The sequence below is a fragment of the Burkholderia sp. MS389 genome (assembly GCF_016899425.1).
GTDB classification, from domain to species: domain Bacteria; phylum Pseudomonadota; class Gammaproteobacteria; order Burkholderiales; family Burkholderiaceae; genus Burkholderia; species Burkholderia sola.
In genome coordinates, this window is the sequence record NZ_CP045994.1 from 1,904,779 (window position 1) to 1,918,192 (window position 13,414).

General features: G+C 65.3%; 7 protein-coding genes. 1 reads left to right on the forward strand and 6 read right to left on the reverse strand.

Going from position 1 to position 13,414, the window contains the following annotated elements; translation table 11 throughout:
* Positions 1–445: 445 nt before the first annotated feature.
* Entirely contained in the window at positions 446–922 is a 477-nt protein-coding gene (locus GJG85_RS08785; RefSeq protein WP_204383248.1) for a helix-turn-helix transcriptional regulator, read from the forward strand.
* Between the two features lie 88 nt (positions 923–1,010).
* Here GJG85_RS08785 and GJG85_RS08790 read toward each other — a convergent pair whose 3' ends face one another.
* From GJG85_RS08790 to GJG85_RS08815, 6 genes are all read right to left on the reverse strand, one after another.
* A complete protein-coding gene (locus tag GJG85_RS08790; RefSeq protein WP_050015431.1) occupies positions 1,011–3,731 on the reverse strand; it encodes a TonB-dependent receptor in 2,721 nt (906 codons plus the stop codon).
* Between the two features lie 718 nt (positions 3,732–4,449).
* On the reverse strand, positions 4,450–7,623 hold the full coding sequence (locus GJG85_RS08795) for a multidrug efflux RND transporter permease subunit (RefSeq protein ID WP_050015432.1): 3,174 nt from the start codon (positions 7,621–7,623) through the stop codon (positions 4,450–4,452).
* Between the two features lie 46 nt (positions 7,624–7,669).
* Positions 7,670–9,313, reverse strand: a complete 1,644-nt coding sequence (locus tag GJG85_RS08800; RefSeq protein ID WP_204383249.1) for a dipeptide ABC transporter ATP-binding protein — start codon at positions 9,311–9,313, stop codon at positions 7,670–7,672.
* Complete coding sequence (locus tag GJG85_RS08805) at positions 9,310–10,425, reverse strand: ABC transporter permease (protein ID WP_050015436.1); 1,116 nt, start codon at positions 10,423–10,425, stop codon at positions 9,310–9,312. Before GJG85_RS08805 ends, GJG85_RS08800 begins: the two co-directional genes overlap by 4 nt.
* Entirely contained in the window at positions 10,379–11,431 is a 1,053-nt protein-coding gene (locus GJG85_RS08810; protein ID WP_050015437.1) for an ABC transporter permease subunit, read from the reverse strand. The genes GJG85_RS08805 and GJG85_RS08810 overlap by 47 nt, the downstream gene beginning before the upstream one ends.
* Before the next feature lie 13 nt (positions 11,432–11,444).
* Positions 11,445–13,325, reverse strand: a complete 1,881-nt coding sequence (locus GJG85_RS08815) for an extracellular solute-binding protein (RefSeq protein ID WP_204383250.1) — start codon at positions 13,323–13,325, stop codon at positions 11,445–11,447.
* Positions 13,326–13,414 lie beyond the last annotated feature (89 nt).

Consider the following 13,414-nt stretch of genomic DNA (forward strand, 5'->3'; position numbering starts at 1 on the left):
CCAGCGGCATCCGACGCGGCGGCACCGACGTGCGACCGTCGAACAGATCAGGCGTGACGTAATCGGTCGGGCTCTTTGCCACGACTCACACTCGGAAAGGATTGAACGTCGCGCCGACTTCAACAGGCACGAGCGTTAGGGAATTCGGTTGACGGCCCTGCCGATGCAACTCGGCACGGGCTTTCTGACGCGCGCTCTCGCCATCACGAGCGCGGACTTCGACCGTCGCGACACGCGTATGCGCGTGCGGCGTATAGGCATGGACTCGATATGCAGCCACGGAGACCCCCCGTCCGTTAACTTACAAAACCCCGACCAACGGGGTTTACCTTTCCCACCAGACTGCTAGACTGCGGTCTTGACTGATACGGCAAAAATTTGCCGGTTCGTCTAAATCTGAGTGGGATTATTTGTACGAACTGGCAAAACTGTCAAGGGGATATTTATGACGATTAGCGAATTACTCGACGCAGCCAAGCGAAAGCAAGGCTCACTCGGCGCTGTCGCCGACCAACTTGGCATAGAGCAGTCACGCCTTTCGAACTGGCGGAAAGGGACACGCCGACCAGACCCAGCCCAAATCATGCGGCTGGCTGAAATGGCGGGATTACCGCCGTTCGAGACACTCGCCGAAGTTGAGCAAGAGATCGACGAGAAGAACGCATCGGTATGGGCACGAGCCTTGGGAAACCTACGCGCGGCCGGGGTAGCCGCGACCGTGACCCTTGGACTGGCGATCTATTCGACGACGCCTAACGAGGCAGACGCCGCTGTCACAAATTTTGTGACACCTACCCCCGCGCAACCCGCGCCAGCGGAAGGAAATGGGGTCGGGGCGGTGTTGATTATGTCAAATAACAAAGATCGACTGCACGAGGTGCTGCTGGCCGAGCGCCTTCGCATTCAAACCCTCCACCTCTGATCCTCGTAGGAGTCGATGTGCTCATTCTTCGTCGTCCCGGCGCGGGCCGCGCGCCGGGACCGGTTGCCGCCTGGCGGCCTCCTCGCCGTCAGAACCGGTACGTCGCCCCGATCTGGAAGAAGCGGCCGAGATCCGTGTAGAGCGACTGGTCATAGCCAGTGATGTCGGGCACGGCTTGCCACTCGACGTCGAACGGCGGTTTCTTGTCGAAGAGGTTCGTGATGCCGCCGTAAATCGTCCAATGCTTGAAGCCGCGATAGTTGAACATCAGGTTGAACTGGCTGTACGACGCCACCGATCCCGTACCGCCGTCGCCGAATTCCGCGGCCACGGCGTTCGTATATGGCCCGGTGTATTGCCAGGTCAGCGTGGTAGTCAGCTGCCGGTAGTCCCAGCTCAGGCTCGTATTGCCCTTCCAGCGCGGGTTGCTCGCGCCGAACGGCTGCAGCAGCGCAAGGTTGTTGCCGGCGAAGTCCTGCGGTGCGGTTCCGGGGCTGTGCAGCTTGAAGTGCCACACATAAGTCCAGTCGCCTGCGAGCGTGAACGTGCCGTACTTGGTGCGCAGCGCTTTGCGGAAGTTGAGATCGAAGCCATCGGTATCGAGCGCACCGAGGTTCACGAAATGCTGAACGAGGTAACGCACCGACCCGTCAGCGTTGCGCACGACGCGCGAGGGATCGTTGGCGACGAGCACCGCGTTCGGATCGTCCGTGCCGATGACGCCGTCGATGCGGACCTTGTAGAACGCCGCGCCGATATCGGTCATCGCATCGGGTGAAAGCTGGAAGCCGATGTTGTAGTTCTTCGTGTGCTCCGGCTGAAGATTCGGATTGCCCGCGACTTGCTCCGTCGTGAAGTGCTTGGTCGGCACACCGCTCGGATCGTTCGGATCGACGAGGTTCTGGTGAGAGAGATAGACGGCCTGCGAGTTTTCGACGAGGGTCGGCGCGCGGAAGCCGCGACTGTACGATGCATACGTCGTCAGCATTTGCACCGGCTGGAAACGCAGCGCAAAGCTCGGCGAAAACGCCCCACCGAAGTCGCTGTAGTGATCGTAGCGGCCCGCCTGCGTGAACGTCAGATTGCGCAGGATCGGAATGTCGACCTGGTAGAACGCGGCGGCGACGTTGCGCGAACCCTCCACCGTCTGCACGTTCGCCGGTGCGGATACGCCCTGCGACGCGAGCGTCTGGGGGTTGATCGTCGACGATTCGTGGCGGAACTCGGTGCCCAGGCCCAGGCCGACCGGGCCCCCGGGCAGCGTGAAGAGATTCGACGTCGAGGCCTTGGCCGTCACGCTGTCGACCTTCGAGATGGCCTGCTGATCGTCGTCCGTGAAAACGCCGTTCAGGCCGTTTGGCGTGGAGGCCGGGTTCGAGAAGTTATAGGTGCCGTTCGCGAGCATGTTCTCGAGGCCCGCGGCGTTGATCCGGTTGCGATACGTCGTATCGACGGTGCTCTGCGAGTGGCCGTAATCGGCCGACCAGTCCCACGCGCCGAATCTGCCCGCGTCGAGCGAGCCTTTGACGCCCGTGTTCGCCATCCAGAACGTCGATACCGTGTCCGCCCTCACGACGTTGCCCGGGAAAGTCAAGTTGATCGCCGTCGGCACGCCGAACGGGTTATAAGGATTGCTCACCGGTACGGTGCGCGGCAGCGGCGAAACGGACCCGGTCGAAGGGTTGTAGACGTTCGTCGTGCTCGAGATCGACGCCGGTCCCTGCAACTGGACGGTTTCATCGCGGCTCACCCAGAAGCCCGCATAGGCCTGCGTGTTGTCGTCGATCTTGAAGGTGGCGCGCACCTTCGCGTTCAGGCGCGTCGTGGACGGAACGAGCGACGTCGACGCGGCCGGGTTATACGTGCAATTGGTCGCGCTCGTCTTGCTGCCGGGCGGGCACGGCGAAAGCGGCACCTTGGAGCCGTCCGCCAGCGACCAGTACGATTGCTGGTTCGGCCCGAGCGGCGCTGCCAGTCCGCCGGGATATTGCGTGAAGTCTTGCGCCGACGTCATGTCTCGATCGCCGAGCGTCGAACCCGAATCGCGGTAATAGCTGGCGGCCGCGGTGACGTTGAAGCGATCCGAATTCAGGTCGCCGAAGCCGGCCAGTACGCTGAAGTTGCCCTGCCCGTCGCCCGGATGCTGCGCCTTGCCGAGTTGGCCGTCGATCTGCAGGCCCTGAAAGTTCTTCTTCGTAATGATGTTGACGACGCCCGCGATCGCGTCCGAGCCGTAGACGGATACCGCGCCGGTCTTGACGATCTCGACGCGCTCCACCATGTTCAGCGGGATCGCGTTGACATCGAAGAACGTGTCGGTGAAGTTCACCGACTGCGCATAGTTCGCGACGCGCTGGCCATCGACGAGCACGAGCGTGTATTTCTCGCTGAGCCCGCGCAACGCCATGCCGGCGCCGCCGGGTGCCGAGCTGTTCATCGTCGTCTGGCCCCAGCTGCTTGCGGAATTGGCCGAGGTCGAACGCAGGAAATCGGCGACCGTCGTGTATCCGCTTTGCTGGATTTCCTTCGCGGTGATGACCTGCACTTCGGTGTGGCCGACCTTATCCGATGTGCGGATCAGCGAGCCCGTCACTTCGAACTTGTCGAGCTTTTTCACGGTCTGCCCGCCCGCAGCGGCGCCGGACGCCGGCGCGGGCGCGGCGGCGGCCGTGCTGCCGGTTTGCTCGGCGGCGACGCTCCCGTCGACAGGCGTTGTCTGCGCGTAAGCGGAGGTACCCAAAGCCGCCGTCAACGCGACTTCAGCCCATGCGATGCTGCGTATTGCCGATCCCAAAGCCGTTGGTTTCATAACACCCCTTTCCCTTTGTCGTCGCAAGGCCTGACCTTTTTGTATGCACGGAGACTCGCCGGCCTTTAAATAGCGTTGCCCCGCGTTCCTGATTCGTCATCTGACGATCACAACCATTCCGTCCACCTTCCCATTTATTTCAAAATTATTTCCTCCGCTTATGAGTGGAATGAATTTGAAATACAAGAAGCTGAATTTCTATAGAATTAGGAAGCCTAATTACATGGATCGGTATTTCCGCGTATCGAAAGGCTGCATACGCGCTACGCCCTGGAACATTCTCACCATGGCGCTTCGTCAATCAGTGCGTACGGGTTGCCAGGAAGGCAGTCTCCCGTTGAAAGGCTTCTTTACGTATTCACTTTGAAAGCATTAATTCACGGAACATGAATTACCGTTTACTACCAAGTTTTACATTGGACGCGAACATAGCAGGACAGAATCGACGCGTCAAAAAATATTTGATGCCACATAACTTTGTTTAGGTGCAATAGATGCACTCGGTTGGTGCCGAATAAAAATCGATATGGTTCATCAGCCGCTACCGTTGTCTTGTCTTCCTTGTTCGGCTGCTTTTTCACCCGTTCGCGCATGCGCCGCAATGGAGCATGCGGCCGGTACTCGCCAGTCCGAACTTTTTTGTTTACCAGAGGGAAGACGCGAATCCTTGGCATGGAAACAGTCCGAACGCGTGGTCGATGAATCCCCATCACTACCATCAATCGATCTCCAGATTCCCGGCCGTTTCCACGCGCGGCGCCTCGCGCTTCGTCACCGCTGCATGCCGCCCGCGCCGGCCTATGGACACGACTACCCGAAACGCCACCGGCGCGAACACCAGCCCGAATATCGTCGCCGCCAGCACGCCCCCGAACGCGCCGGTCCCGATCGAACGCCGGCTTTCCGCACCCGCGCCGGTCGCCAGCACCAACGGCACGACGCCGAGCAGGAACGCCATCGACGTCATCACGATCGGCCGAAACCGCACGGCCGCGGCCTCCACCACAGCCTGCCGCAGCGGCACGCCGCGCCCGACGAGTTCGCGTGCGAACTGCACGATCAGAATCGCATTCTTCGCCGACAATCCGATCACCGTAATCATCCCGACCTTGAAGTACACGTCGTTCGGCATCCCGCGAGCGAACGCCGCCGCCAACGCGCCCACGATGCCGAGCGGCACGATCGTCAGCACCGACAGCGGAATCGTCCAGCTTTCATACAAGGCGGCGAGCGCCATGAACACCGCGAGCACCGACAACCCGACCAGCAGCGGCGTCTGCCGCTCGGCAATCCGCTCCTCGCGCGCCGCGGCGACCCAGTCGTAACCGATCCCGGCCGGCAGCATGGCGGCCAGCCGCTCCATCTCCGCCATCGCCGCACCCGAACTGGTGTGGGTCGCCGCCCGGCCGCTGACGTCGAGCGACGGATAGCCGTCGTAGCGATTCAGCATCACGGGCCCGACCGTCCAGTGCGGCGCGGCGATGGCCGACAGCGGCACCATGTCCCCCGTCCGGTTCGGTACCGTCAGCGCCATCAGTTGCGCGTCGGTCGCACGCGCGGCCGGGTCGGCCTCGACGATCACGCGGCGCATCCGGCCCGACGCCGGAAAATCGTTGATGTAGTTCGAGCCGAACGTGCCGCCGAGCAGCCCCGCGATGCGCTCGAACGGCACGCCGAGCGCATATGCTTTCGCGCGATCGACGTCGAGCTCGATGCGCGGCGCGTCCGGCAAGTCCTCGAAATGCACGGACGCGAGCGCCGGGTCCGCCTTTGCACGCGCGGCCAACTGCTCGCGGGCGGCCTTCAGCGCGTCGAGCCCGACCCCGCCGCGATCCTCGAGACGGAACGTGAAGCCGTCCGCGTGACCGATGCCGGGCACCGACGGCGGCAGCGTCGCCTGTACGTCGCCGTCGAGAATCGCGTCGAAACGCCGGTTGAGGCGATCGCGCAACGTCATCGCATCGACGTCGCGCTGCGCCCAGTCCTTCAGGTCGACGAATGCCATCCCGACGTTCTGCCCGCTGCCCGCGAAACTCCAGCCGATCACGCTCGTCACGTTCGCGACGGCCGGCTCCGCGCGCAGGATCGCCTCGACGCGCTGGACGACCGCGAGCGTGCGCGCCTGCGTGGCACCGGCCGGCAACTGGATCATCACCTGCAGCTGCCCCTGGTCCTCGGTCGGCAGGAAGCCGCCCGGCATCGTCCAGTACAGCAGCCCGCACACGGCCAAGAGTGCGACATAGATGCCGACGACCGCACCCGTGCGGCGTACCGCCGACACGGTGACGCGCCGATAGCTGGCCTCGGCGCGCGCGAACGCGACGCCGAAGCGGTCGGCCACGCGCGCGCCGAGGCTGCGGCGCGGCACGCCCCCGCCCCCGCCTTCGTGACGGACGACCGGTTTCAGCAAATTCGCGCACAGCGCCGGCGTGAGCGACAGCGCCATGAACGACGACACGAGCATCGACGCGATCATCGACACCGCGAACTGCCGGTAGATGCCGCCGACGCTGCCCGGGAAGAACGCCATCGGCACGAACACGGCGGTCAGCACCGCGGTCACGCCGACGATCGCCCCGCCGATCCGCTTCATCGCGTGCCGCGTCGCATCGCGCGGCGACACGCCCGCCTCCATCACCCGGTGCACGCTCTCGACGACGACGATCGCATCGTCCACGAGAATGCCGATCGCCAGCACGAGGCCGAACATCGTGAACACGTTGATCGACAGCCGGAACACCCACATCGCGACGAACGCGCCCATCAGCGTGACCGGAATCACGACGGTCGGCACGAGCGTGTAGCGCAGCTCGCGCAGGAACAGCCACATCACGCAGAACACCAGCACGACGGCCTCGACGAGCGTCAGCACGACTTCCCGGATGGCGATCTTCACGAAATGCGCGCCGTCGAACGGAATCTCGACCGCGACGCCCGGCGGCAGCGTCTTCGACAGCTCGGCAAGCCGGGCGCGGATCGCGTTCGACGTTTCGAGCGCGTTGCCGCGCGGGCCGAGCTGGATGCCGACGGTGGCCGCCGGACGGCCGTTCAGCCGCGAATAGAACGAATAGTCGTCGCGGCCGATTTCGATGCGGGCGACATCGGCGACGCGCACGACCGAACCATCCTGCTTCGACTTCAGCACGATCCGGCCGAACTCCTCCGGCGACGTCAGCTGTCCCTTGACGACGATCGTCGCGGTGAGCTGCTGGCCGCGCACGAACGGCGCATCGCCGATCGCGCCGGCCGTCACCGTCGCGTTCTGCACGCCGATCGCCGCGATCACGTCGTCGGCGCCGAGGTCGTATTCGCGCAACTTGCTGGGATCGAGCCAGACCCGCAGCGCCTCGTCGGCGTCCCACAACTGGGCCGCGCCGACCCCGGGCGCGCGCTTCAGCTCGCGCAGCACGTAACGGTTCAGATAGTCGCCGAGCTGGGCGGAGTCGCGCGTGCCGTCGGTCGACGTCAGCGTGACGAGCATCAGGAACGTGTTGGCCGCCTTGAACACGCCGATGCCCTGCTGCACGACCTGCTGCGGCAGCCGCGGCTCGACCTGCTTCAGCCGGTTGTTGACGTCGACGAGCGCGATGTCCGGATCGGTGCCGGGCGCGAACGTCACGTCGATCTCGAGATTGCCGTGACCGTCGCTGCTCGTCTCGTAGTACTGCAGCCCGTCGGCACCGTCGAGGCTTTCCTCGATGATGCTGCCGACGTCGGCGTCGACCGTCTCGGTCGACGCGCCCGGATAGGTCGCGGTGATCACGACGCGCGGCGGCGCAAGGCGCGGATACTGCGCGATCGGCAATTGCGGAATGGCGAGCACGCCCGCGACGACGATCGCGAGCGCGACGATCCACGCGAACACCGGGCGGTCGATGAAGAACGATGGCATCGGCGTGCGTCAGCGAACGGTGCAGGCGCGCCGCGCCCGCTTCACGTCACTCATCCGCGCCCCCTTCCCGCTGCAGCGGACCCGGTTCCGGTGCGAGCATCGACGACGCGAGCAGCGCCTGCGTATACGGGTGGGACGGCGCGTGCAACACGTCGAGCGTATCGCCCTCCTCGACCACGCGCCCCGCCTTCATCACGATGACCCGATGGGCCATCGCGCGCATCACCGCGAGATCGTGCGTGATGAACAGGTAGCTCAGTTGATACTTCTTTTGCAGGTTCGTCAGCAGATTCAGCACCTGCTTCTGGATCGACACGTCGAGCGCGCTCGTCGGCTCGTCCAGCACCAGCAGCTCCGGCTCGACGGCCAGCGCGCGCGCAATCGCGATGCGCTGACGCTGGCCGCCGGAAAATTCGTGCGGATAGCGAAGCATCGCGTCGGCCGGCAGGCCGACCTCCTGCAGCAAGGCAGCGACCCGCGTGCGCCGCGTGGCGCCGGCCACCTCCGGCCGGTGCACGGCAAGCCCCTCGCCGACGATCTGCTCGACCGTCATGCGCGGCGACAGCGAGCCGAACGGATCCTGGAACACGACCTGCATGCGGCCGTACAGCGCGCGCCGGCCGCGTGTCGTGCGCAGCGACGCCAGCGGCATGCCGTCGATCTCGATGCCGCCCGACGCCGGCCGCTGCAGGCCGAGCACGGCCGCCGCCAGCGTCGATTTCCCCGACCCGGATTCGCCGACGATCCCGAGCGTCTCGCCGCGCCGCAGGCTCAGCTTCACGTCGTGCACGGCCCGGAACGCCGTCTTGCCGAACACCGCGCGCCAGCCCTTCGTCGCGATGCGGTAATCGACGGCGAGTTGCCGCACGTCGAGGATCGTCTGCGCACCGGCCGCGACCGGTTCGACCGCACGTTGCGGCGCGCTGTCGAGCAGCCGGCGCGTGTACGCGTGTTGCGGCGCGGCGAACAGCGCGCCGGTCGTGTTCGTTTCGACGAGCACGCCCTGCTCCATCACGGCCACGCGCTCCGCGAAGCGCCGCACGAGATTCAGGTCGTGCGTGATCAGCAGCACGGCCATCCCGCGCGCGGCGGCCTCCTGTTCCTGTAGTTCGATCAGCAGGTCGACGATCTGCTGGCGCACCGTCACGTCGAGCGCCGTCGTCGGCTCGTCCGCGAGCAACAGCCGCGGCCGGCACGCGAGCGCCATCGCGATCATCGCGCGTTGCCGCTGGCCGCCCGACAACTGGTGCGGAAAACTGTCGATGCGCCGCTCCGGCTCCGGAATCCCGGTGCGCCGCAGCAGCGCGATGCCGCGCTCGCGCGCGTCGCCCGGCCGCAGTCCCTCGTGCAGCCGCAGGCTCTCGGCGATCTGCTTGCCGATCGTATACAGCGGATTGAGCGCCGTCATCGGCTCCTGGAACACCATCGCGATATCGGCGCCGCGGATGCCGCGCATCTGCTGCTCGGTCTTCGCGAGCAGATCCTCGCCGTCGAACAGCATCTGTCCCGACAGCGTCGCCTGCTGCGCGAGCCGCAGGATCGACAGCGCCGTCACGCTCTTGCCCGAGCCCGACTCGCCGACGAGCGCCACGCGCTCGCCGCGCCCGACCGCGAGGCTCAGGTCCTGCACGGCGGCTTTCGCGCCGAAGTGCGCGGAAAACCGTCGAATGTCCAGCAAAGGAGTCGTCATCGTTGCTCCCCGCCGAAGGCCGAGCCGCGCGCGCGCGTGTCGAGCGCATTGCGCAGCGCGTCGCCCATGAACGTGAGCAGCAGCAGCGTGACGACCAGCGCCGAGAACGCGGAGATCGAGATCCACCACGCGTCGAGGTAGTTCTTGCCTTCCTGCAGTAGTTCGCCGAGGCTCGGCGTCGGCGGCTGCACGCCGAGGCCGAGGAAGTCGAGGCTCGTCAGCGACAGGATCGCCGCACTCATCCGGAACGGCAGGAACGTGATCACCGGCGTCAGGCTGTTCGGCAGCACGTGCCGCCACATGATCTGCCAGTTCGACAGTCCCATCGTGCGTGCGGCCTTCACGTAGTCGAGCGCGCGGTTGCGCAGGAACTCCGCGCGCACGTAGTCGGACAGCACGAGCCAGCCGAACATCGACAGCAGGACGAACAGCAGCCACAGCGACGGCTCGAAGATCGACGCGAAGATGATCAGCAGGTACAGGTCGGGCAGCGCGCTCCAGATCTCGATCAGGCGCTGCCCGACGAGATCGGTGCGCCCGCCGTAGAAGCCCTGCAGCGCGCCCGTCAGCACGCCGATCGCGACGCCCGAAACCGTCAGCGCGAACGCCATCAGCACCGACAGCCGAAATCCGTACAGCAGCCGCGCGAGCACGTCGCGGCCGAACTGGTCGGTGCCGAGCCAGTTGCTCGCGGACGGCGGCGCCGGATACGGCCGCGACGCGAAATAGTCGATCGTGTCGTAGCGGTAGCGGTTCGGCGGGTAGATCGCGAAGTTGTCGTGCGACTCGATCTTCGCGCGGATGTATGGATCGAGATAGTTGGTCTTCGCCGGGAAATCGCCGCCGAACTGCGTCTCCGGATAGTCCTTCACGATCGGGAAATAGAAATGCCCGTCGTAGCGCACCACCAGCGGCCGGTCGTTCGACAGTCCTTCGGCCAGCAGGCTGAGCGCGAACAGCGTGGCAAAGATCACGAGGCTCCAGTAGCCGAGCCGCTGCGCGCGAAACCGCCGCCACGTGCGTCGCCATGGCGACGGCGACGCCGCGCATGCGACGGCGGCCGGATCAGTGGTCCAGGCGGTTGAACTGGATACGGGGGTCGACGAGGACATAGCAGACGTCAGCAATGAGTTTGGTCAGAAGGCCGATGAGCGTGAACAGGAACAGCGAACCGAGCACCACCGGATAGTCGCGGCGAATCACCGAGTCGTACGAGAGCTGCCCCATCCCGTCGAGCGAGAACAGCGTCTCGATCAGCAGGTTGCCGTTCAGGAAGGCGCCGACGAACGCGGCCGGCAACCCGGTGAGCAGCGGGATCGCCGCATTGCGCAGTACGTGCTTCCACAGCACGTCGCGCTCCGGCGCGCCCTTCGCGCGTGCGGTCAGCACGTATTGCCGGCCGATTTCATCGAGGAACGTGTTCTTCGTGAGAATCGTGACGATCGCGAAATTGCCGACCACCGACGCCGTCACCGGCAACGCGATATGCCACAGATAGTCGAGAGCCTTGCCGATCAGCGTCAGCTCGTCGAAGTCGTCCGAGGTCAGGCCGCGCATCGGAAACACCTGCCAGAACGTGCCGCCGCCGAACAGCATCAGCAGCAGCACGCCGAGCACGAAGCCCGGAATCGCGTAGCCGGCGAGCACGAGCACGCTCGTTACCGTGTCGAAACGCGAGCCGTTGCGCACGGCCTTCGCGATGCCGAGCGGCACCGACACGAAGTACGTGAGGATCACCGTCCACAAGCCCAGCGTGATCGACACCGGCAGCTTCGAGCGGATCACGGCCCATACGCTGCGGTGCGCGAAATAGGACTGCCCGAGGTCGAACGTCGCATAGCTTTTCAGCATCAGCGCGTAGCGTTCGAGCGGCGGTTTGTCGAAGCCGAACTGCTTGCGGATCTGCGCGATCTGCTGCGGATCGACGCCCTGGCTGCCGTGGTAGCCGCCCCCGCCTCCGCCCGCCTCGCCTCCACGCGCGCTGCCGTGGCGCAATTGCGTGAGCACCTGCTCGACCGGGCCGCCCGGCACGAATTGCGTAACCGCGAACGTGATCGTCACGACGCCGATCAGCGTCGGGATCATCAGCAGCAGGCGCCTCAATATGTATGCAAGCATCGTCGCTCCCTCGTCAGGCCGCGGCGGCGGGTTGTGGCCGTGCTGCCGGCTTCTTCACGTACCAGTAGTCGATGATCCAGTCCTCGTACTGATAGGAAGCCGGCACGACCGGCGGATGGCCGAGCGTCGTCTTGTACGCGATCCGCGCGTTCGGCATGTAGTACTGCGGAACGAGCACGTACAGGTTGATCAGCACGCGGTCGAGCGCGTGCGTGGCCGTCTCGAGATCGTCGAGCGTATTGGCCGCAAGCGCCGCGCGGATCAGCGCATCGACGGCCTTCGACTTCACGCCCGGATAGTTCTCCGAGCCCGGCTGCGATGCGGCCTCGCTGCCGAAACGACGCGTCAGTTCCGCGCCCGGGATCGTCACGGGCGAGTAGATATACGTCGTCATGTCGTACTCGAAATTGTCGAGCCGCTTCTGGTAGAGCGCGCTGTCGATCTCGTGCAGGTACGCATGGATGCCGAGCGTCGCGAGCGCCTGCGTGTACGGCAGGATCAGGCGATCCATGCCGGGCTGGTCGTCGATGATCTCGATCGACATCGGCGTGCCGTTCGCGTCGCGCAGCGCGCCGTCCCGGTAGTGCCAGCCAGCCTGAGCGAGCAGGTCGCGCGCTTGCTTGAGGTTCGCGCGCAGCGAGCCCGGCGGCAACGTCGACGGCTGCTTGACCATCGGGCCGAACACCTCCGGCGGCAGCGTCGAGCGGTACGGTTCGAGCAGCGCGAGTTCCTTCGCGCTCGGCATGCCCGACGCGGCGAACGGGCTCGCGTCCCAGAAGCTGTTGGTGCGGCGGTACTGCCCGTAGAACATCATCCGGCTCATCCAGTCGAAGTCGAATGCCAGCGCAAGCGCGTGCCGCACGCGCACGTCCTGGAACATCGGTTTGCGCAGGTTCATCAGGAAGCCCTGCATCTGCGCGGGGCCGTCCGGGAACTCGCCCCTCTTCAGCATGCCGTTGCCGAAATTCTTGCCGACGTACTTGCGCGCCCACTGCGTCGAGCTGTACTCCATTCGCGCATCGACATCGCCGGCCTTGAACGCCTCGAGCGCCGTGTACTGGTCGAGATACAGCTTGAACGACACGCGTGCGAAACGGAACATCCCGCGCCGCGACGGCAGGTTCGCGGCCCAGTAGTGCGGGTTGCGCACGTACGCGATCTGCTTGTCGTTCCTGCGCTGCTCGATCAGGTACGCGCCGCTCGCGATCGGCGGCTCGTTCGCGATCTGGTCGAACGGCGGCCGCGTACCGTCCGCGTGTTGCCCCCACTTCGGCGAGAACACCGGCAGGTCGCCCGCGATCAGCGCGGCGTCGCGCTCCGCGTGCCTGAACTCGAAGCGGATCGTGTGGCCGTCGACGACCACTGCGCGCCGGATGATCGAGAACTGCGCGTTGTACAGCGGCGACGCCTGCGGGCTCGTCAGCGTATCGAACGAATACTTGACGTCGGCCGCGGTGATCGGGTCGCCGTTCGAGAAGCGCGCGGCCGGGTTGATGTGGAACGTGGCCGACTGCCCGTCGGGCGCCACCTCGACGTCGTCGGCAATCAACGCGTATTCGGACGCGAGTTCGTCCCAGCTGCGCTGCATCAGCGTGTCGAACATCAGGTTCTTGATGTCCGGTGCGGGCGAGCCGCGCACGAGGAACGGGTTCAGCGAGTCGTAGCTCTGCGCTTCGTCGTAGTTTTCGAAGTTGAGCGCGCCGGTGTCCGGCGCCTGTGGGTCCGCATAATCGAAATGCGCAAAGTCCGGCGGGTATTTCGGCTGGTCGTATTGCGCGATCGCCGACACCGCGAGCGCCGCACGTGGCATGGCGCTACCCGACACGAGCAGCACGGCGCATGCGAACAGCGCCGCGCGCGGCACGCCTGCCCATCGCCATTTCAACAGTTTCATGGTCGGTCTGTCCGAAAGCGTGCGGGCGCGAGGCCTGCGCGCGGTAGATTCCTGTGCAGGTTGCCGCGTGCCACCTGCATCCCACTGGT